Genomic DNA, 20,881 nt, shown 5'->3' with positions numbered 1-20,881 from the left:
GATCCCGGTCTTTTCTATTTAGAAATCAAAACGGCAAATCATCTTCTGTTTCAGCTCCTGCAGGAACATTTGCTTTTCGATCTCCCATAAGTAAAATGCTATGGACTACTACTTCAGAAATATAGCGCTTAACACCTTCTTTATCCTCGTAAGAGCGATTGCTAAGCTTGCCTTCGATGGCAATTTCAGAACCTTTGTCGGTATACTTATCTAATAATTCGGCCTGCTTACCCCAAGCCACAATGTTGTGCCAAGTAGTTTCTTCTACACGTTCACCTTTTTGGTTTTTATAGTATTCGTTAGTGGCAAGGGATACTTTGCCGAGGATCTTCCCGCCATCCAGATTTTTGATTTCTACTTTGGATCCTAGACGTCCGATTAGCTGTACTTTGTTTCTTAGCGTGTTCATAATGTTTGTTGTTTTGTTGTGAAAAATTCGTTTTTCGTTTTCGCTAGAGGAATTCGATGAGTCAAAGTTGGGGGAGAGGCAAGGCAGTAGTCGGGAGTTAGTCGTTTGTATCCGTTTGTAGTCGTTTGTTGTCGGATAATCTTCGTTTGAAGGCATTATAAGCTGACCGTATGAATAAGTTGTAGTTCCAAAAAAAGCTGTAGTTCTGATTTTAAATGATCAGAATTTGAATAAAAAATGATTTTTTTGAGTATGATTGGAAAATTAATTCCTAGTGAATGTCGCTAACATGAAAAAACGCCTTGTATTAATTGTTATTTATTTGGCATTCATCAGTTTAGGATTACCTGATTCTCTTCTTGGGGCGGGTTGGCCATCTATGTACAAGAGTTTGGGTACGCCCGTTCATTTTGCAGGTATTTTATCAATGATTGTAGCGGCTGGTACAGTTATTTCCAGTTTATTCAGTGCAAGATTTATCAAGCGCTACGGGGTAGCAACAATAACTACTTTGAGCGTGTTAATGACAGCTTTGTCATTATTAGGATTTGCTTACTCAGAGAATTTTATTTTCCTCTGTTTGTTGTCGATTCCCCTTGGGTTGGGTGCTGGTTGTGTGGATGTGGCACTTAACAATTATGTCGCCTTATATTACCAAGCAAAGCACATGAATTGGTTGCACTGTTTTTGGGGTGTTGGGGCAGCGATTGGTCCCTTTTTAATGGCTAGATATTTGGCTATGGGAAATTCTTGGACAAGTGGATACAATACAGTAGGTTGGATTCAGATGGCATTAGTCTTGGTTCTATTTTTCTCTTTTCCTCTTTGGATCAAAAAATCGAAAAATGAGAAACATTTAGAAAGTCATGAAGAAAAGGCTTCATTCAAAAAATTACTTACTATTCCAGGTCTCAAGTCTGCCCTTCTAGTTTTCTTTTGTTATTGTACGATTGAAGCGACATTTGGCCTTTGGGGCGCTAGCTATCTTGTTTTTGTAAGAGATTTTAATCCTGAAGATGCAGCAAAATTAGTTTCATTTTATTATGCGGGGATTACTGTAGGTCGGTTTCTTGCAGGATTTATTTCTTTAAAATTGAGCAATCAAAAACTAGTTAAACTGGGACAAGTCGTCATTCTTTTAGGTCTAGTACTACTATTTTTACCCTTCGAAATCACACAGTTACCCAGCTTCTTTCTGATTGGTTTTGGATGCGCACCTATTTTTCCGGCTCTTTTACACGAAACCCCCAGGAACTTTGGTGAAAAGTATTCGGAATCAATCATGGGTTTACAAATGGCAAGTGCTTATGTTGGTATCACCCTGATGCCTTTAATTTTTGGGAAAGTTGCATCCAATGTAGGCTTTACCTCGCTCATTTGGTTTCTAGGAATCATTTTAAGTTTAAAAATCTACTTGAATTTTGATATGAATAGGAGAGTTTTAAAAAGAAAAGTTTCAGCGGTTTAGTTATGTCAGATCCTTAAAGATAAAATCATTGTCATTCTTAATTTCCTCTGTATTTGATTCTGAATACTTTTATTTGCTTCAAAAAATTATAACTTTTTTTCTTATTCGATTCCAATATAAAAGGCTTCTCAATCAAAACATTTTCACTGTCTGAAGCTTTATCTATTTAGTAATAGAACAAGATGATTTCAACTCGAAATCAAGTCTTCAGTGAATTTAAATTGCATATGACCGATAGAGAAATAGATAGAGTTATTGAAATGGCTTGGGAAGACAGAACACCTTTCGAAGCAATAGACGCACAATTTGGACTTTCTGAATCTCAGGTGATCAAACTAATGAGGAAAGAGCTTAAAGAAAGTTCATTCAAAATGTGGAGGAAACGAGTAAACAGCGGAGTCAGTCAAAAACACTTGCAAAAAAGAAATTCGGAAATCTCACGATTTAAATGCTCCAGACAAAGAAGTATCTCAAACAACAAGATCACCTAAATGTGATTCATACGGTGTTTTCCATCTTTTAAATACAAAGCCTTGAATCATAAATTTCCCACAATTCACCCGCAAAATATTTCCCTATAAAATGCAACTACAAAAAGAAGAAATTGAGAATCTTGAACGTAAGTTTAGATTGAATTTAATCAATTCGATTTCTGGAATTAAACCCGCAAACCTGATCGGTTCCAAATCATTGACCAATAAAGAAAATGTGGCTATTTTTTCTTCCGTAGTTCACCTAGGTTCGAATCCTGCGCAACTTGGGTTTATCATGCGCCCACAAACAGACGTTCCTAGAGATACGTATCCGAACATTGTAGAAACCGGATTTTACACTATTAATCATGTTTCACAATCATTTATTAAAAAAGCACACTTCACATCTGCCAAATTAGAAAAAGGAGTTTCTGAATTTGATCGGATGAAATTGGAAAAGGAATATGTCAAGGGGTTTCATGCCCCTTTTGTTAAGGAAAGCCCGGTTAAAATTGGGATGAAGCATATGGAAAGTATCCCATTACCGAATAAATGCATTCTTGTCATTGGGACAGTTGAGATGATTATTCTGCCTGATAAGGTAATCAATGAATTGGGCCAATTGAATCTTGAAGGCTACTCCGGAGTGGGGATTTCAGGGTTAAATACTTATTATGGATTGAACATGTTGGAAAGCTTTCCTTATGTAAGAGAGGATGAAATTCCGGAGTTTGAATGAAGAAATCTGATTTGCCGGTCAAAGTATGTATCGTCTGTGACAAACCATTTTCCTGGAGGAAAAAGTGGGAGAAAAACTGGTCAGATGTAAAATACTGTAGCGAAAGATGTAGAAGAAATAAAGCAAATGTCAAAAGCCATTAATCTGATTTTCCCCCACCAGCTTTTCTATTCTGGTCCGTTGGTAGAAAACGAACATGAGATTTATCTGGTAGAAGAATATCTTTTTTTTAAGCAATTTGGCTTTCATCAACAGAAGATCGCTTTTCACCGCGCTTCAATGAAAGCCTTTCAAAACTTCTTGCAAAATAAGGGGAGAAAGGTTCATTATATCGAATCCAATTCTGAGCTTTCTGATATTAGAAAATTCAGGAAGGAAATCGATCAAAATAAGATTAAGGAGATTTATTGCATTGATCCAGTTGATTATTGGTTGGAAAAAAGGGTCAGGGAAATGGCCGGTTCCTGTGACTTGACATTTTATGAAAATCCAGCTTTTTTAAATTCCAAAAAGGATCTTTCAGGATTTTTCAAACCAGATAAGAAGTCTTTTTTTCAAACCACTTTTTATAAGCAGCACCGAAAAGAGCGAAACATTTTGCTTGAAAAAGATCATGAGCCAGTGGGTGGAAATTGGACTTATGATTCTGAAAACAGAAAGAAATACCCCAAAGGAAAAACCCCTCCATCCATTCAGTTTCCTGATGCCACGGGTTTTTGGGAGGAGGCATGCGATTATACCAGAAAGCATTTTCAGAAGAATCCCGGCAAATTGACTAAACAACCGATTTATCCTATCCAGCCTGAACAGGCCGAAGCTTGGTTTAAGCAGTTTTTAAAATCCCGTTTTCATGAATTTGGACCATACGAAGATTCCATTGTCAAGGAAGAATCTTATCTCAATCACAGTCTACTTTCTCCTCTGATCAATGTGGGGTTATTGCTTCCAGAATATGTCTTGGAGGAAAGTTTAGCCTTTGCCAAATCAGAAAATGTACCCATAAATTCAACTGAAGGGTTTGTACGGCAGATCATCGGGTGGAGAGAATTTATCAGAGGGATGTACATATGCAAAGGCAACTTTTCCAGAACCCGAAATTTCTGGGGTTTTACCAGAAAGATCCCAGCTAGCTTTTATGATGGGAGTACGGGGATAGAGCCGGTAGATCAGACAGTAAAAAAGGTTTTGAAGACAGGTTATTGTCATCATATCGAACGCTTAATGATATTAGGCAATTTTATGTTACTCTGCGAATTTGATCCCGACGAAGTCTATCGCTGGTTTATGGAGTTGTTTATCGATGCCTATGATTGGGTGATGGTACCCAATGTCTATGGGATGAGTCAATTTGCAGATGGAGGGCTTTTTGCCACCAAACCCTATATCGCAGGATCCAATTACCTGAAAAAAATGAGTAATTATCCGAAAGGAGAATGGGAGGCAGTTTGGGATGGGCTGTTTTGGAGGTTTATTGATGCCCATTCGGATTTTTTCAAATCAAACCCAAGGCTTTCGATGATGAATCATACCTGGAATCGAATGAGCCAAGAGAAAAAAGAAGAGCATTTGAATAATGCGGAAGAGTTTTTGGAAAGACTTTTTAAATCAGAAGGATAAAGTGAGAAGTCTGAAAGTGGGAAGGAGGGAAGTAGGAAGTGGGATGTATTTCACGAATCTAATGTCAACATTGATTTTCCTGGCGAAAGTAGATGGCTTTTTGGAAACGGGTCAAATCCCCCTTGGAGCAAGATCTCTGATTGGATAGAATTTTTTATCAAAGGGGGCTAGGGGGATTTTAGAAAGGATTGGAGGAAAACCGGTAAGATGTAGGAAATACGAGATACGAAATTAGAAAGTCAGTTTTCAGTTGACAGTCCCAGTAAGCAGTTGGAATCTAGGGAAGGTTATCTTTTTTTAGATAGCCTTTGGGCAGATAAATCCAGATAGGGCCGTTGCCCAGATAGGGTGGTACGAGAACTATCTCGCCGAAGGCATTTTTCAGGAGCGCTTGCCTACCGAAGGTAGGAAGCAACTTTATCTTACGAAGCGTATTTCTATTTTAAGGTAGCCCTTTTGGGAAGATAAATCAAGATAAGGCTGTCGCCCAAATAGGGTGGTACGGTAACTATCTCGCGAAGTATTTTTCACACAATTTATTTCAAAAAAAGCTAATAAAACCGGAATTGATTTAATCCCGGTTTTGGTTTACACAGACCTTAAAAAGGCAAATCTTCTTCCGATTCTGCTCCTACCGGAACATTTGCTTTCCGGTCTCCCATTAGCAAAATGCTGTGGACCACGACTTCGGAAATGTAGCGCTTATTACCTTCTTTGTCTTCGTAAGATCGATTGCTGAGCTTGCCTTCGATGGCTATTTCAGAACCCTTATCCGTATACTTATCCAATAGTTCGGCTTGCTTTCCCCAGGCCACAAGATTGTGCCAAGTGGTTTCTTCTACACGTTCGCCTTTCGCGTTTTTATAGGATTCGTTTGTGGCAAGGGATACTTTTCCGAGGGTCTTTCCACCATCCAGATTTTTGATTTCTACTTTAGATCCTAGGCGACCGATTAGCTGTACTTTGTTTCTTAGCGTGTTCATAATGTTTGCTGTTTTGTTGTGAAAAATTTGTTTTTCGTTTTCGCTAGAGGAAAATCGATGAGCCAAAGTTGGGGGATAGGGAAGGCTGGATTCGGGAGTTAGTCGTTTGTATCCGTTTGTAGTCGTTTGTAGTCGGATAAACAAGGAATGGAGCCATTTAAGGCTGATTAGTTATTTAAAAAAGTTTAGTAGGTTTAAAGATAAAAATCAAGAATTGTGGAAGTGTTGGTTGCAATACTCCATAAAAAGTTATTAATGAGAATATGACTGAAGACCTAAATGGAGCATGGATTTTTGTTTCACATAGCTCAAGAGACTGGAGAAAAGTAAGAGAAATTAGAAACATTCTCGAGGATAAAGGTCATAATCCTTTATTATTTCATCTAAAATGTTTAGAGGATGAAGATGAAATTAATGAACTTCTTAAGAGAGAAATTCAGGCAAGAAATTGGTTTGTATTGTGTGACAGTGATAATGCTCGATCGTCTAAATATGTTTCTAATGAGATTGAATTCATCAAAAGTCTCCAGGACAAAGTTTTTGAAATAATTGATTTAGAAAAGGAAATTGAAAGCCAACTTAGCAAGCTGGATAGACTTTCCAAAAGAGCGACCATATTTATTTCTTATTCACGAAAAGATGAGGAATTAACTATGAAGATGGTAAAAATTCTGCGTGACAATGACTATCAGGTTTTAATTGATAAAGAGTTCCTTAAGCCCGGTGATATTTTTGAATCCCAAATTAAAAATGCAATCGAAAACTCTATCAAGAATGGTTTTTTTATACAAATAATCACAGAAAATTCATTGAACAGCCCTTATACAAGAGATGAAATCCAATATGCTTTGTCCATACAGAATAAAATGACCATTGGCGCAAATGTTATACCCATTTCCTTTATTAATTTAGATAAGCTTTTCGGCTCCTTGGATAGTGACGGTTTTTCTTATTCTGATATCAATGTTGTTGATTTCTCAGAAGGACTATTGGTGGATAACCTCGACAATTTGATAAGAGAACTTAAATTCAAGGATATGGCATAATTTACATAGTATTTGGAAAATACAACAACCAACACAATTTAGTCAATAAGGGTTTCAGTGGTATACGAAGGTTTATTGCTCGCTATAACAATTCATGTGCCTTGATAGAGAATAGCCAACCAACTCTTACTGTCCATATTTTCAACCGTTATTTTTCATCATAACAATTCACTAACCAATGATAAAATTTTTTAGAAAAATTTGACATAACTTGCTAATGGATAATAAAACAGGAGAAGCAAAATTTATCCGATTAAACACCCAAAGAGTTTTCTGCTGAACTTAAGATTGCCTGCCTATTGACTGGTTTAGAGATGTCGTTGTGGAAATCAACGAAGAAAAGCCATAAATAGTAAAGGGTTTTTTTATTCCAGAAATCAGTAAATTCCGAACCTTTCTTATCCAATTAAATTCATTTAAAAACATAACTCTTAAAGCATGTGGTGGCAGTACTTTTTGGTTTTCCTAGGAGCGTTATTTTTTGATATCGTCCCTTTTCCTTTCCCGCCTGCTTTTACGATTATGGTTTTTCTACTGATCTTATTCAAGCTGAATGTCTGGCTGGTAATCATTATTGGAGTGCTAGGCTCCGTTTTAGGGAGATATATTCTTCTTTTATATGCTCCTATTCTCGCTAACATGTACTTGAAAGAGTCTAAGAATAATGATATTCAGTTTTTAGGAGACAAAATGAGAGAAAATAAATGGAAGGGCATCCTGATTATTCTTTCTTATTCTCTTTTACCACTTCCTACAACTCCGCTGTTTTTAGGGGCAGGGATTTCTAAGATCAAAGCTATTTATGTGATCCCTCCTTTTCTTATTGGGAAATTCACGAGTGATACCATCGCTTTACTTTTAGGTGCTTATGCAGTGGATAACGTCCAGGCGATCATGGATCAGGCTTTTTCTCTAAAGTCTGTTGCCAGTCTTATTCTCGCTCTGTTTCTGCTTTTTTGCCTATTCTTTATTGATTGGAGAACTTTGATTCAGACCAAAAAACTGGTATGGAATTTTAAAATTTTGAAATAGGAAGGGGCAGTAAATTGAATGCTTACCAAGAGAGAATGGAATTAGGTGCCTTTATAGGGCATTTTGTTTTTAATGAAGTTTCCTATGATGAAATTAAATCTTTGCATCATATTGGATTGAGCTTTTGTTTAGAAGCTTTAGATTAACTTTTTAATTTCTTTCAGATTCAGATTTACCTAAGTCATTGATTTTGTTTAAATTAGTTAGGCTTCGATTCTGCTTCTTGTATTTTGAAGTTTTAATAAATGTCAAACCTTATAATTAAAGCATGGCAAGTGAAATGATTGTTGAGAAGTCGGTAGTGATTGATCAACCCAAAGATGTTGTTTTTGAATACTTGAGGTTTTCTAAAAACATGGATCAGTATAGTGTTTGGAACATAAGAGATCCTTATAAAAAAGCCGAATATTATGGGAAAGACGGGACAGTTGGGTTTGTATATAAATGGGATAGTAAGGATAAAAACGTAGGGGCTGGAGAGCAGAAGATCACAAAGTTAGTCCAAAATGAGCGGATTGAATACGAGATGAAATTTGAACGGCCGATGAAAAACACCGGTACTTCTAAATTTATACTTTCCGATGTCAATGAAAAACAGACAATGGTAACCTGGGACTTTAGAGGACCTGTCAAGTTTCCGATGAGTCTTTTCAAAGGATTCTTTCAAAAAATGCTAGGTAAAGATTTGATGAAGAGTCTGGAAAATCTAAAAAAGCGACTCGAGTAATAAGCATGGATAATGGCAAAAAAGAACAAAACTATTGAGACAGAAGTCTCCGTTTCGGATTTTATCGAATCATTTGTTTCCAGTGAGTCAAAGAAAGCTGATACTTACAAACTCAAAGAGTTGATGAAGGAATGGTCAGGATTTGAAGCTAAAATGTGGGGTTCCAGTATCATTGGCTTTGGAACATATCATTATAAATATGAAAGCGGTCACGAAGGGGATATGCCCTTGATTGCATTCTCACCTCGAAAAGCTGCTTTTTCATTATATGTTTATACAAATTCTGAGGATGGTAAAATACTCTTGGCAGAGCTAGGGAAATTTAAAATGGGGAAAGCTTGTATTTATGTGAATAAGCTTGCCGACATCGATTTGAAAGTTCTTGAAAAGCTATGCAAAGCGACAATTGTTTATCTCCAAAATCATCCGAAATCAATTTGCTAAAAAATTACATTTTATTTTTAAGATGAACACAACACCAGAACACGATGAACGAATAGCTAAAATGACTTTTGGGTCAGTTTATCCGCATTATGTTACTAAAGTAGAAAAGAAGGGTAGAACCGGGGATGAATTGCATCAGGTTATTGAGTGGTTGACTGGGTTTGATGAAGAAAAAATCCAGGAATTGATTACTTCAAAAGTGACGTTTGCCGAATTCTTTTCTAAAGCCAATCTCAACCCAAAGGCGAGTTTAATCAAAGGTGTTATTTGTGGTTATCGTATTGAGGATATTGAGACACCATTAACTCAGCAAGTCAGATATTTGGATAAACTGGTTGATGAGTTGGCCAAAGGAAAAAAGATGGAAAAGATACTTAGAGAAGGGTAATGCTTATATAAAACCTTTTGAATAATTGATCGATCAAACAGTCTTTTTCCAATTGAATGTCGATGCCTTACAATTTGGAAGGTTGGCCTAATTCTTTGACTGTCCACATTGTTTAAATTATTACTGGACCACTTTCTAGTTCACTTTTTTAAAGAATTGATACAATAAACAGTCATTTACCGATGGGATGAAAAAGAGAAAACCATCAATAAAAATGCAATGAAGTTTTGGGTGATTTTCCTTGAAGATCCTATTGAAATTAAGTGTTTCATACCCTTGCCCTTCGAGACGAATAAATCATAAGATATTAGCGTTATTTGCAGTTTTTTACGGCTTTATAATTTTTTTTAAACTTCTGAACTCCTGTAATTAAATGCCAATTAATGTCTGAAAATACCTTTAAAAAAAACTGAAATTTATTTTATTAGTTTTTTCAGTAGGGCTAAAATTTATATTATTGCCCAACCAAAATTCACTTTATTTTGAATCAGCTGACTTTCCAGAAACTTTTCAAGAAAGATTCAATCCTTCTTTTATTGAAAATTTTTATCCCAACTATGGCTTTTATAGCCATGCTCTTCTTTATTGGAAAAGCAAATGATATTAGTTTCAGCTATTTTTCAAGGGATGCAATTCAAACAATTTGGCACGTACCCAATGTCAGTGTTGAATTTTACATAGGATTTCTGTCTAACATTGGAATTACATTTTGGTGCTTTACTGCTGCCATTCTATTCTTTTCCTCCAAAATTGCCCGGGATTTCGATAAACCAAAAGCTATGTCCCAGTTTTTCTTTTTTTCCGGGTTATTGACATTATTTATGTTGATAGATGATCTTTTTTTGTTACATGATGTGATTATCCCATATTATCTGAATATCAGCGAAAAATTCTTCTATTTATTCTATGGTTCATCAGTAATTGCTCTTTTATACCTGTTTCGAGAGTTTATTCTAAAAACAGACTATATTTTGTTTTTACTAGCTTTTGGGTTTCTGGCCAGTTCGGTTATCACTGATATTTTAGCCGCTTTTGGGATTAATATTAGTGACATATATTTATTTGAGGATGGGTTTAAATTTATGGGTATCATAAGTTGGTTTATCTATTTTTCAAGAGCATGTTATATTGGAATCAAACCAATTAAATAAAAACTTTAAGTTCATTTATTCATTTGAGTTAGCTTTAAATAATAATTAAACCTTATTTGATGTGAATTTTCATCTAATGAACTATGAATTCTTCATCAAAAAGGTTTTTCGGATAAGTTAATCTGGAGTATTATCCGCATTGGATAATTTAACCTTTTGGAAAATGAACAAATAAAAAAAATGTTGGGAAACTCCATCCAATCTTAGTATTTACAGCAAATTCCCAACTCTAAAAGTCTTGAAGCTTTAATTCTAAATATCAGTGAAAATTTAATAATCTTACTTTCATTGATTCAATGTAACCATAAGAAAAAAGGGATGATTTCTAAAGTCAAATAAATTCCAGTGAAGTTTTATCCTTGGCAATCTATAGGATCATTCATTCGACAAAATTTCACTTGTTTTTTTAGTTTTGATTAGGATTAAACAATTAATATTAAATATTTTTAGGTACAATTTATAATAAAGCAAAATTTAGATTGACTTGAACGAAAAGGCCAAATTAACTTGATTTATAACGATTAGATGAAAAAATTAACTAATACTAATTCTTTTTCGGTTTTGATTCCTGATGGTGATGGGGCAAATGCATTATCCGTTATACGCTGCTTGGCCCAAGAGAAGAATATAAAAGTATTTGTCTTATCAAGAGATAAAAATGCATCCCTTCGTTTTTCCCGACACGTAACAAAATTTATTTATTCACCTTATGGCGATACAGATGAAGAAAAAATTTCAGCAATAAAAGATGCGATAAAAAAAACAAAAGCTGATATTTTGTTACCAGTGGATATTAAAGCTATTCGCTTGATAGCGAAGCATAAGTTGGAACTTTCGGAATTGATCTCTCTACCTCCGCTGCCAGAAGTTAGTTCATTTGATATAGCAGATGATAAATGGTTACTTTCATTATGGCTAAAAGAAAATAAGATAGCCCATCCGGATACTAAGCTTTTCAGTCCTAATGATAGTCTGGATAACCTAATCTCATCTACTACATTTCCCATAATTGTAAAGCCTCGTAACGGCTTTGGAGGAAAAGGGATCAAGATATTTGAAAACGCAGCAGACCTTCAAAACTGGTATAAAGAATATGATCATGAAGTAGATCTTATTGTACAGTCTTATATCAATGGATACGATATTGATTGTAGTATCATTTGTAAGGAAGGTGAAATTCTTGCACATACAATTCAAAAAAGTATAAAATACTCGGTGGATTACCCTTGGCCTTATGGGTTGGAATTTATAGACCATGACGAAATTTTCAGTATCGTAAAAAAATTGGCTGAAAAATTCCAATGGTCAGGTGTAGTTCATATTGATTTAAGGTATGATCAAGATGAAAAAAGATCAAAGGTAATAGAAATGAACCCACGTTTCTGGGCAAGTGTCACAGCTTCCATATTTGCAGGGGTTAATTTCCCATTTCTTTCTTGTCTTTCTAGCTTAAATCTTGAGCTTCCTACTATTGAACCTGAGAATAAAATAGTAGTTAGGACTGGCCCAGCTGTAAAAATTACATTCAATAGATTATTCAAGAATAAAAAAGATTTTTATTTCGATAACACATTTCTTGAGTTCATACTAAAAGATCCTATCCCGACAATTATTGAAGAGACGATTTACTATTATGAATTGTATAAAAACAAGTTGTCCCCAAATTAAAATGTTGAGCAGTAATTGAATATAAGAATATCCAGACTTCAACTTTTTTAGGGTTTAAAATGAGCTTACTTTTTAATGAAAAAAAATAAAAGCAATTCTTGAAAACAAAACATAGAGGAGTTTTTAACTAATGGGAAAAAGAGGGGATTTGACGCACGTTAATCCAAGAGGAAAATGAAAGAGAATGAGATGTATATTTCTTTCACAAATTACCCTAATATCTTTTCAGGTGTTATAGGTAGATCATAAAGCCGCTTCCCAGACGCACGATATACAGCATTCGCAATGGCAGCACCTGTTGGGGGCATGGAAACTTCCCCGCCTCCTTCAGCTCCTTCCTCAGGTCGATTTATCATTACCACTTCCACTTCAGGGATTTCTGGAAAACGAAAAATAGGGTAGCTCCCCCAATCTTCACTTGTGATTTTATTTCCCTCAAATGTCACTTGTTCTTTGAGTGTCCAGCTTGCAGCCTGAATCATTCCGCCCTCCATCTGATTTATGATTCCATCCATATTGATGATTTCTCCCACATCTACAGCTGCCCACATATTCAATACTTTAATAGTTCCTGTATCTTTGTCAACTGTGACTTTGGCAGCTATAGCAGCATACGCGGTAGTGTTTTTATATCGGGAAAAAGCATAACCGATCCCTTCTCCATTTTTTAGTTTTTGATTGGATGAAATTTCTTTAATTTTTTTTATAACATCAATTGCTCTAGGGTCATCTAGGTGTGCTAACCTGAATTCAATAGGGTCTTTACCCGCTTTTTCCGCGAGCTCATCCATAAAAGATTCTATAGAAAAAATAGTGGTGTAAGCACCTAAACTTCTCAAGGAAGAAACCCGCAATGGACCATCGAAAAAATGGGCATTAACTTGCATGTTGGGAATTGAATAATAAGGATCAGCATTTCTATGACCACCTCCCAAATATCCTCTTCCTTTCAGTTGCATTGGGGACTCCAAATATCGGGTATCCAGTAATGTTGCAGGATCACTATCGGGACGCATACTATGAGTATCAGTCCATACATTAGAAATCCATGTATTAATTTTACCATTGTTATCTAATTCAGCTTCGAGCTCCATCATCATCGCACTTCCATAAGGCTCCCAAATATGCTCGTCTTCCCTAGACCATTGGACCCGAATGTGTTTTTCAGGTAATGCCATTGCCAGAATTGCTGCATCGGCGGCGGCATCGTCAGCCGTACTATGACCAAAGCATCCTGCACCGGGAACAGACACGATATGGATTTTCTCCTCTTCCATTTTTAGCATTCCGGAAATCGCTCTTCTCATAGGATAGATTCCCTGACTATGAGACCAAATATGTAGTATTTCACCATCAAACATTGCAATGCCGCAGCCTGGACCTATGGATCCATGCGTCAAATAAGGTTTCGTATATCTTGCTTTATATCTTGTATTTTGACTTTGTGATAATTCCACATTTCCCTTATTTCTGACTTTTTGGGGTTTATCAGCAATTTCTTTCAGGTGTGAATAAAGATTTTCTTGATTTGGAAATGCAGGGCTTTGAGACCATTCAGAACGCCTTCTTAGATATTCCACAGCTTTTATAGCTTCGTATTCTCTTTCTGTAATTACCCCTACAAAGCTACCGTTGATAACGGTTTTGATCAGACCAGAAACCGCCGAGCCAAGTCCTGTATCATCCAGTTTCAATAATTTTGATTGGTAACCTGAAGGTCTTAAAACCCGGGCATGAAGCATTCCTGGAAAGCGTAAATCCTGCAAATAGATAGATTCAGCACGAACCATTTTAGGAATGTCTTTTCTTGGGAGAGCTTTGCCAACATAGCGATAACCTGATTTTACTTTTACAGGTATTGGGGTACTTACCTCCATATCTATTTGTGCTCCATCTAATAGCTCGGCAAAATTTAGAGATTGATTTCCATTCTTTGATTTTACAAGACCATTAAAAAGTATCAAATCACTTTCAGGGGCATTCAATTTTTTACTGGCTAGCTCCAATAATTTTTTTCTTGCAGTAGCAGCTGCATATCGAACTGACATAGCACTGTTTGGTACAGACCCACTGCCTGCAGTGTAGCCTTCATCTGGTGTTAATCCAGTTTCTGCTAAGTGAACTTCTACCTGATCCAATTCCAAATCCAATTCCTCTGCTGCTACTTGACAAATAGCCATTCTAATTCCTTGACCTAACTCTACTTTTCCTGAAAAAACCAGGACGCGTCCATCCTCCAAAACATGGAGCCATGCGTTGACAGTTCCTGCATTTCGCATACTTCCTGGGAGATTTCCCTCAGAGGGAACTCTTGATGCTATAACGGGGTCTTGCTCTTTAAAAGAAAAGCCAAGTAATGGAAATCCAACGCTGATATATCCAATATTTTTCAGGAAATTTCGTCTAGTTGTTTTTTGAAATTCTATCATGACCCTGCTTGGATTTTAGCTGCTCTTTTTACTGCTTTGATAATTCTGGAATGGGCGCTGCATCTGCAGAGGTTTAATCTTAATGCCTCTTTAATTTCCTGATCACTGGGATTGGGATTTGATTTAAGTAAACCCACAGAAGCCATGACCATTCCATTTAGACAGTATCCGCATTGTGCTGCTTGCTCCTGAACAAAAGCTTCTTGAACAGCATGAAGTTTTCCGTTTTTTTCTGCTAGTCCTTCCAAAGTTAGGATTTCAGCATCTCCAACAGAGGAGATCGGTCTGATACAACTTGTACTTGCTTTTCCATTAATCAAAATCATACATGCGCCACACTGCGATAGACCACAGCCAAATTTTGCTCCATTTAACTCAAGATTATCTCTGAGCACATAGAGTATAGGCGTGTCCGGTTCGGCATCAACTGTTTTCGTAGATCCGTTGATGTGTATTTGATATTTTGGCATAGCTAAAGAAGTCAAATTCTAAGATAAGGAATTGAGAGGGTAATTTGGAAGCCATTAAAAAAAACGAAGAAGACTTTTGACAATCCCCAATCCTGAATACTTCTTTTTTACTTGCCTTCCCATTGATTCCATTTTACCTTTGGCTATGGGTTAAAACCCCATATTTCACATTGATTATCATTCTAGCACCTATGAACCAGAAATCTTTTTTATTAATGCTGCTTGCTTTTGTATTCAGCTTTGGAGCGCAAGCTCAAAATACCATACACCCTACCTCTTCGGAATACGAATATCCCACTGACCCAAAAGTTGCCGAAAAATTAGAGCATTGGAGAGATCAGAAGTTTGGAATTTTGATTCACTGGGGGATTTATGCTGTTCCTGGAATCGTTGAGTCTTGGAGCATTGTCAATGAAGATTGGATCAATAGAAGAGATACCACCCAAAGCTATGAGGATTATAAAAAATGGTATTGGGGTTTAAGCGAGAAGTTTAATCCGCAAGGATTTGATCCGACTCAGTGGGCAGATGCTGCAGCTAAAGCAGGAATGAAATACGGGGTTTTTACCACTAAACACCATGATGGGTTCAATATGTTTGACACCCAGTTTACAGATTATAAAATTTCCAATGGCCCTTGTAAGGATGGAAAGCTTTACTTCACTAAAGGAAAAGAATATGAATTGTTTGCTATTTTGCTTTTGGAAGAAGGAGATTAACTTGAACCAAGCATTTCTATTGGTGTCAACGCGCCTAAAGAAGGAAATAAGATCCAGATTTTAGGAGAGAAAGGATCCTTGAAATGGAAAATGAAAAACAGTGGTTTCTATACTAAAAAGCCCTAAGAAAGCTTTCTGAATCTCCAGCAATTGTCTTGAAATATAAAGGACAGTAAATAAAAATAGTCCAAATTTATTTTGACCAATAAAAAAGAGCGAACTATTGCGCATAAACAAAGAAAAATTTGATTTTTAGACGGTTATGAAAAATAAATATCATCTCAATCGGGGTATCCTTACCCTTTCCTTTCTCTTCAGTTTTTTAGGTTTTGCGCTAGCTCAGGAAGAAAACAGTTTGAAATGGTGGAACCCATCCCAAAGTGATTTCCCTGTTATTTCTGGGCAAGCTTGGGCAAATGAAGTGTCTTCGCCTTATCACAGACTTCCTGCCAGAGCTGAAAAGGATGTGCGAACTCCCGTTTGGAATCTTTCAAGGCAATCAGCTGGTTTGTCGATTCGATTCTGGAGCAATTCGGATACGATTCAGGTCAGATATAAAGTCAAAGGAAATATTTCCATGCCACACATGCCTGCCACAGGGGTCAGTGGCTTGGATCTTTATAGTAAATCTTACGATGGAGAATGGACACGAAGTTGGGGAAGATATTCCATTAAAGAAGAATCCACTTATACGTTTGTGGTCAATGAAAATTCGACTAAGTATTCAACATATGGGAGAGAATACCAGCTTTTTTTGCCCCTTTATAATGAGGTAGAAGACCTTGAAATAGGAGTGGAGGAAACGGCCTTTTTTGAGGTGCTTCCGGTCAGAAGAGAAAAACCCATCGTGGCTTATGGTACTTCTATTTGTCAAGGAGCCTGTGCCAGTAGGCCGGGTATGGCTTGGAGTAATATTCTAGAGAGAAAACTGGAAAGACCCGTTTTAAACCTAGGCTTCTCAGGTAATGGAAAAATGGAAACAGAGGTTCTGGAGTTATTGACAGAAATAGATGCCAAGGTTTATATTTTGGATTGTCTGCCCAACTTAAGTCCTGATCGGGATGATGTTTATAACCTTACTATAAATGCTGTCCGACAACTAAAATCCAAACGCCCAGATGTACCCATCATTTTGACGGAGCATGTTGGATATGCTGATGCATTTGTCAATATTAAAAATCATGAAGTAGTAAAAAGGCTGAATGAGCAGTATAAAAAGGCCTTTTTACAACTAAAAGCGGAAGGAGTCTCAGGAGTTTTCTTACTGGAAAAAGAGGAGTTGGGACTTGGGTTTGACTCATTTGTGGATATTATTCATCCCAATGATTATGGAATGATCCAATATGCAGATGCCTATGAATCATTGATATTAGAGGTTTTGAGCCAAGAAAAAGGTGATATTTCTACTACCATTTCCACAAGCCAAAGCAGGGATATCGCTGTCTATAAATGGGAAGAAAGGCATCAGGAAATCCTAAAAATGAATCAGGGAAACCCTCCGAAAATCTTACTATTCGGAAATTCTATTGTTAATTTTTGGGGAGGTGAACCTAAGATCAAAACGGTAAATGGTCCTAATTCTTGGGATAATATGCTAAAACCTGCCGGTGTTCGAAATTTTGGCTATGGATGGGATCGAATAGAAAATGTGCTTTGGAGAGTATATCATGATGAATTGGATGGATTTGAAGCAAAGCAGATCATCTTGATGATTGGAACTAATAACCTAGGAATAAATACTCATGAGGAGATTATCCTTGGTCTTAAAAACCTCATCGGGGAAATCAGAGAAAGACAACCAAAAAGTGAGATTTTAATGATAGGAATTTTACCAAGAAGAGGCATGGAAAAGGAAGTGGTAGAAATCAATCTGAAAATTTCCCAAATGGCAGATTTGCAAAATGTGCCTTATGCTGAAGTTGGTAAAGGATTGCTTCAGTCCGATGGAAAATTGAATGAAAGTTTATTTTCTGATGGCCTTCATCCAAATGAAGAAGGGTATCAGTTGATTGCAAATGAGTTGGCTCCGAAACTTTATAAATAACTTGTTGATGAGCTTAATTCGACCTGCTGAATTTCTAAATGACTCGGAAGGAATTTGGGAAATTTTTTCCAAAGTAATCCAAACTTCCGACACTTATGTTTTTGAACCGTGTACCCCAAGGGATAAGTTAAAGGAATATTGGTTTGCTCCTTATATGGATAGTTTTGTTGCTATAAATGAGAAAGGTGAAATTTTGGCAACATATATCATCAAACCTAATCAGATAGGATTGGGAAATCATATTGCCAATTGTGGTTATATGGTTCACCCGAATCATCAAAGGAAAGGTTTGGGAAAATTGCTTTGTGAACATTCGATTTCCTTTGCGAGGGAAAAGGGGTATACTGGAATACAGTTTAATTGTGTAGTCAGTACGAATTTACCAGCAGTTCATCTGTGGAAGAAATTTGATTTCTCCATAATTGGAGTTACCCCAAAAGGATTTAGACATCCTGAAAAGGGATTAGTCGATACTTATATTATGTTTAAGAGTCTTGAAGAATAAATTACCATTTCGATAAAAAATAAGCTATGCTTTCATGCCAAAAAGAATTTTTTAACCTTAAACCGGAGGTTCATTATTTAAATAATGCTTATCGAGCTCCATTGTTAAAATCCTCTGAAGAAGCAGGAATTCAGTCTCTTATCAAACAACGAAACCCCTTTGATTTAAAGCCTGATGACTTTTTTGATGGAGTATTGGAAGTGAGAATGTCCTTCGGGAAACTGGTGAATTGTAGGCCGAGTGAAGTAGCGGTGATGCCCTCAACTTCTTATGGTTTTACTTCGGTATTGAATAACATCAAGGCGGGTAAGAAAAAAAAGGCAATTGTAGTGAAGGAAGAGTTTCCCAGCGGGTACTTTTCCATGGAAAGATGGGCAAGAGAAAATGATGCTGAATTGCAAATTGTAGAACCTGACCCTTCGGCAGAGCAAAAAGGAGAAAATTGGAATCAGCGAATTATTGATGCAGTTGACGAAAATGTAGCAGTGGTATTGATTAGTTCGATTCATTGGATGAGTGGGGTGAAGTTTAATCTAAAGGCGATTGGAGAAAAATGTCAGAAAGTCGGAGCATACTTTATTGTGGATGGTACCCAGTCTGTAGGGGCGATGCCGATGGATATAAAGGAATTTAGAATCGATGCTTTGGTTTGTGCTGGATACAAATGGCTTTTGGGACCCTATTCCATAGCCTTGGCCTATATAGGAGATAAGTTTGTTAATGGCATTCCGCTGGAAGAATCCTGGATGAATCGGGTTAATGCCAGGAATTTTAGTTCTTTGTCTGACTATGCTTCCGAATATGAGCCTGGTGCAGGAAGATTTAATGTCGGAGAGACCAGTAATTTTATCATGATGCCTATGCTGAAAGCAAGTTTAGAACAGTTGCTGGAATGGAAACCTGAGCGAATTCAAGAATATGCAAAACAGTTAGACTTGCCCTTGAGAACATTTATCAAGGAAATAGGTGGAGAAGTCGAGGAAGATGATTTTTTAGCATTTCATTTAATTTCTCCAAAACTCCCAAGCTATTTAGATGTGGGAAGATTAAAGCAAAAATTAGAAGAGAATCAGGTGTTTCTTTCTGCAAGAGGTAATAATTTGCGGATTTCTGTAAATGTTTTTAATACAGTAGATGATATTCAGAAGCTTATAGAAGTAGTTAAAGAGAAGTTATAAACTAATTTTATAAAATTCACGCATGAATGATTCATTTATTTCTTAGATTAAGGTTAATTTTTTAGGTATGAGTATAGAAAAAAGAACTTGTCTTAACTGTGGAGAACCTATTCGAGGTAGGGTGGATAAAAAGTTTTGCGATGATTCCTGCAGAAACAATTTTAATAATCAGCAGACCGCTTTAACTACCAATTTGATCCGAAATACAAACAATGCATTAAAGCGAAATCGGAATATTTTAGAGAAATTTATTCCTAGCGGGGAAAACCTTGGCAAAACTACAAGAGATCGATTGATGCGAGCAGGTTTTAATTTTAAATATATCACACATTTATACACCAATAAAAAAGGGAATCAATACCACTATTGTTATGATTTTGGCTATTTGGAATTGGATGGAGATTGGTTTTTGATAGTCAAAGGAATAGAATAAAATTAATCCACAAAAATATGAAAAAGCGAGTCACTGCAATTGGAGGGATATTTTTTAAAGTAAAGGACCCTACAAAAACAAAAGATTGGTACAAAAAGCATTTGGGACTTCAAACCGATGATTATGGAACTACATTCGAGTGGAGAAGTTCCGAAAATCCAAACCAAAAAGGCTTTACCCAATGGTCTCCAATGAAAGATGATACCACTTATTTTAAGCCTTCAGATAAAGATTTTATGGTGAATTATTGTGTGGAAAATCTGGTGGAGCTCGTTGAGGAACTAAAGAAAGAAGGAGTTACCATTCTCGATGAAATTGAAAGTTATGATTACGGTAAATTCGTCCACATTTTGGATCCCGATGGGCATAGTATTGAGTTATGGGAGCCAGTCAATGAGGTTTATGACGAGATGGTCGAAAAGAAAACAGAAAGTTAAAAGAGGCAATTGTTGAATATGGAGATACAACATGAATTTGATGGAAGAAAAGGTTCTTTTTTTATAGAAGAAGGACCAAGAAGATTTGCTGAAATGGTCTATGTCATGGCAGGATCAAAAAAAATGATTATAGAACATACAGAAGTAGATGAATCCCTGAAAGGACAGGGAATAGGGGCAAAGCTTTTGGAGGTATTGGTAGATTATGTCAGAAAAGAAGAGATAAAAGTGTTGCCTCTTTGTCCATTTGCCAAGGCTACTTTTAAAAAGCGAAAAGATCTTCAGGATGTTTTAACTTGATTGATACATTTAATGATTTCTTATCAGAAAGAACCGATTATTTCCCTTAAAGAATTTATTCAAGTTCTAGAGGAGTCCACTCTTTCTTTACGTAGACCTATGGATGATATTTCTCTATTAGAGCAAATGGTTTCTGGTGCCAATCTTTGGGTAACCGCTCGCGAAAATGGTCGATTGATCGGTTTCATGAGAGGAATATCTGATTATTGTTACCGCACTTT

24 protein-coding genes and 1 pseudogene are annotated in these 20,881 nt (G+C 36.4%); 21 read left to right on the top strand and 4 right to left on the bottom strand.

All coding sequences use genetic code 11. The features are described 5' to 3' along the window. Nucleotides 1–25 precede the first annotated feature (25 nt). A complete protein-coding gene (locus tag AAGF08_RS11105; protein WP_343511235.1) occupies nucleotides 26–409 on the bottom strand; it encodes a single-stranded DNA-binding protein in 384 nt (127 codons plus the stop codon). A gap of 289 nt (nucleotides 410–698) precedes the next feature. Here AAGF08_RS11105 and AAGF08_RS11100 point away from each other — a divergent pair, with 289 nt between their 5' ends. The 6 genes from AAGF08_RS11100 to AAGF08_RS11075 all read left to right on the top strand — a co-directional run bounded on the left by AAGF08_RS11100 (nucleotide 699) and on the right by AAGF08_RS11075 (nucleotide 4,854). Continuing rightward, on the top strand, nucleotides 699–1,877 hold the full coding sequence (locus AAGF08_RS11100; protein ID WP_343511234.1) for an MFS transporter: 1,179 nt from the start codon (nucleotides 699–701) through the stop codon (nucleotides 1,875–1,877). Between the two features lie 227 nt (nucleotides 1,878–2,104). Next, nucleotides 2,105–2,368 carry a TIGR03643 family protein gene (locus AAGF08_RS11095; RefSeq protein ID WP_343511233.1) on the top strand — a complete coding sequence of 88 codons (264 nt, stop codon included), beginning with the start codon at nucleotides 2,105–2,107 and terminating at the stop codon, nucleotides 2,366–2,368. 91 nt (nucleotides 2,369–2,459) lie between these two features. After that, nucleotides 2,460–3,089 carry a flavin reductase gene (locus tag AAGF08_RS11090; protein ID WP_343511232.1) on the top strand — a complete coding sequence of 210 codons (630 nt, stop codon included), beginning with the start codon at nucleotides 2,460–2,462 and terminating at the stop codon, nucleotides 3,087–3,089. After that, nucleotides 3,086–3,232 (top strand): DUF2256 domain-containing protein, encoded by a 147-nt coding sequence (locus tag AAGF08_RS11085; protein WP_343511231.1) that lies wholly within the window; start codon nucleotides 3,086–3,088, stop codon nucleotides 3,230–3,232. The genes AAGF08_RS11090 and AAGF08_RS11085 overlap by 4 nt, the downstream gene beginning before the upstream one ends. Further along, nucleotides 3,216–4,706 carry a cryptochrome/photolyase family protein gene (locus AAGF08_RS11080; RefSeq protein ID WP_343511230.1) on the top strand — a complete coding sequence of 497 codons (1,491 nt, stop codon included), beginning with the start codon at nucleotides 3,216–3,218 and terminating at the stop codon, nucleotides 4,704–4,706. The genes AAGF08_RS11085 and AAGF08_RS11080 overlap by 17 nt, the downstream gene beginning before the upstream one ends. 1 nt (nucleotide 4,707) lies before the next feature. Beyond that, complete coding sequence (locus tag AAGF08_RS11075) at nucleotides 4,708–4,854, top strand: hypothetical protein (RefSeq protein WP_343511229.1); 147 nt, start codon at nucleotides 4,708–4,710, stop codon at nucleotides 4,852–4,854. Nucleotides 4,855–5,305: 451 nt separating this feature from the next. Here AAGF08_RS11075 and AAGF08_RS11070 read toward each other — a convergent pair whose 3' ends face one another. Further along, nucleotides 5,306–5,689: a single-stranded DNA-binding protein gene (locus tag AAGF08_RS11070; protein WP_343511228.1), complete on the bottom strand. Its 384-nt coding sequence runs from the start codon at nucleotides 5,687–5,689 to the stop codon at nucleotides 5,306–5,308. Between the two features lie 263 nt (nucleotides 5,690–5,952). On the opposite strand from AAGF08_RS11070, the gene AAGF08_RS11065 reads away from it, so the two are divergent. From AAGF08_RS11065 to AAGF08_RS11035, 7 genes are all read left to right on the top strand, one after another. Beyond that, a complete protein-coding gene (locus AAGF08_RS11065; protein WP_343511227.1) occupies nucleotides 5,953–6,735 on the top strand; it encodes a toll/interleukin-1 receptor domain-containing protein in 783 nt (260 codons plus the stop codon). 438 nt (nucleotides 6,736–7,173) lie between these two features. After that, a complete protein-coding gene (locus AAGF08_RS11060; protein ID WP_343511226.1) occupies nucleotides 7,174–7,767 on the top strand; it encodes a hypothetical protein in 594 nt (197 codons plus the stop codon). A gap of 268 nt (nucleotides 7,768–8,035) precedes the next feature. Continuing rightward, complete coding sequence (locus AAGF08_RS11055) at nucleotides 8,036–8,494, top strand: SRPBCC family protein (protein ID WP_343511225.1); 459 nt, start codon at nucleotides 8,036–8,038, stop codon at nucleotides 8,492–8,494. Between the two features lie 12 nt (nucleotides 8,495–8,506). Then, on the top strand, nucleotides 8,507–8,938 hold the full coding sequence (locus tag AAGF08_RS11050) for a DUF1801 domain-containing protein (RefSeq protein ID WP_343511224.1): 432 nt from the start codon (nucleotides 8,507–8,509) through the stop codon (nucleotides 8,936–8,938). 22 nt (nucleotides 8,939–8,960) lie between these two features. Next, nucleotides 8,961–9,326, top strand: a complete 366-nt coding sequence (locus AAGF08_RS11045) for a DUF2200 domain-containing protein (protein ID WP_343511223.1) — start codon at nucleotides 8,961–8,963, stop codon at nucleotides 9,324–9,326. 557 nt (nucleotides 9,327–9,883) lie between these two features. Further along, nucleotides 9,884–10,477, top strand: coding sequence for a hypothetical protein (locus tag AAGF08_RS11040; protein WP_343511222.1), 594 nt, complete (start codon nucleotides 9,884–9,886; stop codon nucleotides 10,475–10,477). Nucleotides 10,478–11,002: 525 nt separating this feature from the next. Then, nucleotides 11,003–12,145 (top strand): ATP-grasp domain-containing protein, encoded by a 1,143-nt coding sequence (locus tag AAGF08_RS11035; RefSeq protein ID WP_343511221.1) that lies wholly within the window; start codon nucleotides 11,003–11,005, stop codon nucleotides 12,143–12,145. Between the two features lie 209 nt (nucleotides 12,146–12,354). On the opposite strand, the gene AAGF08_RS11030 is transcribed toward AAGF08_RS11035, so the two are convergent. Together AAGF08_RS11030 and AAGF08_RS11025 are read right to left on the bottom strand one after the other, a co-directional pair. Then, nucleotides 12,355–14,574, bottom strand: a complete 2,220-nt coding sequence (locus AAGF08_RS11030) for a molybdopterin cofactor-binding domain-containing protein (RefSeq protein ID WP_343511220.1) — start codon at nucleotides 14,572–14,574, stop codon at nucleotides 12,355–12,357. Further along, nucleotides 14,571–15,044: a (2Fe-2S)-binding protein gene (locus AAGF08_RS11025; RefSeq protein WP_343511219.1), complete on the bottom strand. Its 474-nt coding sequence runs from the start codon at nucleotides 15,042–15,044 to the stop codon at nucleotides 14,571–14,573. Before AAGF08_RS11025 ends, AAGF08_RS11030 begins: the two co-directional genes overlap by 4 nt. Nucleotides 15,045–15,235: 191 nt before the next feature. Between AAGF08_RS11025 and AAGF08_RS11020 the strand changes: the two genes are divergently transcribed. The 8 genes and pseudogenes from AAGF08_RS11020 to AAGF08_RS10985 form a co-directional block, all read left to right on the top strand. Next, a complete protein-coding gene (locus AAGF08_RS11020) occupies nucleotides 15,236–15,763 on the top strand; it encodes an alpha-L-fucosidase (RefSeq protein ID WP_343511218.1) in 528 nt (175 codons plus the stop codon). A gap of 262 nt (nucleotides 15,764–16,025) precedes the next feature. Continuing rightward, on the top strand, nucleotides 16,026–17,807 hold the full coding sequence (locus AAGF08_RS11015) for an SGNH/GDSL hydrolase family protein (RefSeq protein ID WP_343511217.1): 1,782 nt from the start codon (nucleotides 16,026–16,028) through the stop codon (nucleotides 17,805–17,807). A 7-nt stretch (nucleotides 17,808–17,814) separates the two neighbouring features. Then, on the top strand, nucleotides 17,815–18,312 hold the full coding sequence (locus AAGF08_RS11010; RefSeq protein ID WP_343511216.1) for a GNAT family N-acetyltransferase: 498 nt from the start codon (nucleotides 17,815–17,817) through the stop codon (nucleotides 18,310–18,312). 26 nt (nucleotides 18,313–18,338) lie between these two features. Beyond that, nucleotides 18,339–19,490 (top strand): aminotransferase class V-fold PLP-dependent enzyme, encoded by a 1,152-nt coding sequence (locus AAGF08_RS11005; protein WP_343511215.1) that lies wholly within the window; start codon nucleotides 18,339–18,341, stop codon nucleotides 19,488–19,490. Between the two features lie 67 nt (nucleotides 19,491–19,557). Then, on the top strand, nucleotides 19,558–19,923 hold the full coding sequence (locus tag AAGF08_RS11000) for a DUF2116 family Zn-ribbon domain-containing protein (protein ID WP_343511214.1): 366 nt from the start codon (nucleotides 19,558–19,560) through the stop codon (nucleotides 19,921–19,923). A gap of 17 nt (nucleotides 19,924–19,940) precedes the next feature. Beyond that, a complete protein-coding gene (locus AAGF08_RS10995) occupies nucleotides 19,941–20,360 on the top strand; it encodes a VOC family protein (protein WP_343511213.1) in 420 nt (139 codons plus the stop codon). An 18-nt stretch (nucleotides 20,361–20,378) separates the two neighbouring features. Next, on the top strand, nucleotides 20,379–20,660 hold the full coding sequence (locus AAGF08_RS10990) for a GNAT family N-acetyltransferase (RefSeq protein ID WP_343511212.1): 282 nt from the start codon (nucleotides 20,379–20,381) through the stop codon (nucleotides 20,658–20,660). A 12-nt stretch (nucleotides 20,661–20,672) separates the two neighbouring features. Next, nucleotides 20,673–20,881, top strand: a pseudogene (locus tag AAGF08_RS10985) (GNAT family N-acetyltransferase); the annotation flags it as partial.

It is taken from the genome of Algoriphagus sp. SE2, assembly GCF_039563885.1.
Taxonomy (GTDB): domain Bacteria; phylum Bacteroidota; class Bacteroidia; order Cytophagales; family Cyclobacteriaceae; genus Algoriphagus.
Note: the sequence above shows the minus strand (reverse complement) of the source record. Positions and strands in the feature narration are given on the sequence as shown.

Coding starts and splice junctions, on each gene's coding strand:
- AAGF08_RS11010 (WP_343511216.1), top strand. CDS start 17,815: ATGAGCTTAATTCGACCTGCTGAATTTCTAAATGACTCGGAAGGAATT.
- AAGF08_RS11025 (WP_343511219.1), bottom strand. CDS start 15,044: ATGCCAAAATATCAAATACACATCAACGGATCTACGAAAACAGTTGAT.
- AAGF08_RS11055 (WP_343511225.1), top strand. CDS start 8,036: ATGGCAAGTGAAATGATTGTTGAGAAGTCGGTAGTGATTGATCAACCC.
- AAGF08_RS11095 (WP_343511233.1), top strand. CDS start 2,105: ATGACCGATAGAGAAATAGATAGAGTTATTGAAATGGCTTGGGAAGAC.
- AAGF08_RS11080 (WP_343511230.1), top strand. CDS start 3,216: ATGTCAAAAGCCATTAATCTGATTTTCCCCCACCAGCTTTTCTATTCT.
- AAGF08_RS11020 (WP_343511218.1), top strand. CDS start 15,236: ATGAACCAGAAATCTTTTTTATTAATGCTGCTTGCTTTTGTATTCAGC.
- AAGF08_RS10995 (WP_343511213.1), top strand. CDS start 19,941: ATGAAAAAGCGAGTCACTGCAATTGGAGGGATATTTTTTAAAGTAAAG.
- AAGF08_RS11000 (WP_343511214.1), top strand. CDS start 19,558: ATGAGTATAGAAAAAAGAACTTGTCTTAACTGTGGAGAACCTATTCGA.
- AAGF08_RS11035 (WP_343511221.1), top strand. CDS start 11,003: ATGAAAAAATTAACTAATACTAATTCTTTTTCGGTTTTGATTCCTGAT.
- AAGF08_RS11090 (WP_343511232.1), top strand. CDS start 2,460: ATGCAACTACAAAAAGAAGAAATTGAGAATCTTGAACGTAAGTTTAGA.
- AAGF08_RS11065 (WP_343511227.1), top strand. CDS start 5,953: ATGACTGAAGACCTAAATGGAGCATGGATTTTTGTTTCACATAGCTCA.
- AAGF08_RS11050 (WP_343511224.1), top strand. CDS start 8,507: ATGGCAAAAAAGAACAAAACTATTGAGACAGAAGTCTCCGTTTCGGAT.
- AAGF08_RS11030 (WP_343511220.1), bottom strand. CDS start 14,574: ATGATAGAATTTCAAAAAACAACTAGACGAAATTTCCTGAAAAATATT.
- AAGF08_RS11015 (WP_343511217.1), top strand. CDS start 16,026: ATGAAAAATAAATATCATCTCAATCGGGGTATCCTTACCCTTTCCTTT.
- AAGF08_RS11045 (WP_343511223.1), top strand. CDS start 8,961: ATGAACACAACACCAGAACACGATGAACGAATAGCTAAAATGACTTTT.
- AAGF08_RS11105 (WP_343511235.1), bottom strand. CDS start 409: ATGAACACGCTAAGAAACAAAGTACAGCTAATCGGACGTCTAGGATCC.
- AAGF08_RS11085 (WP_343511231.1), top strand. CDS start 3,086: ATGAAGAAATCTGATTTGCCGGTCAAAGTATGTATCGTCTGTGACAAA.
- AAGF08_RS11005 (WP_343511215.1), top strand. CDS start 18,339: ATGCTTTCATGCCAAAAAGAATTTTTTAACCTTAAACCGGAGGTTCAT.
- AAGF08_RS11060 (WP_343511226.1), top strand. CDS start 7,174: ATGTGGTGGCAGTACTTTTTGGTTTTCCTAGGAGCGTTATTTTTTGAT.
- AAGF08_RS11040 (WP_343511222.1), top strand. CDS start 9,884: ATGGCTTTTATAGCCATGCTCTTCTTTATTGGAAAAGCAAATGATATT.
- AAGF08_RS11070 (WP_343511228.1), bottom strand. CDS start 5,689: ATGAACACGCTAAGAAACAAAGTACAGCTAATCGGTCGCCTAGGATCT.
- AAGF08_RS10990 (WP_343511212.1), top strand. CDS start 20,379: ATGGAGATACAACATGAATTTGATGGAAGAAAAGGTTCTTTTTTTATA.
- AAGF08_RS11100 (WP_343511234.1), top strand. CDS start 699: ATGAAAAAACGCCTTGTATTAATTGTTATTTATTTGGCATTCATCAGT.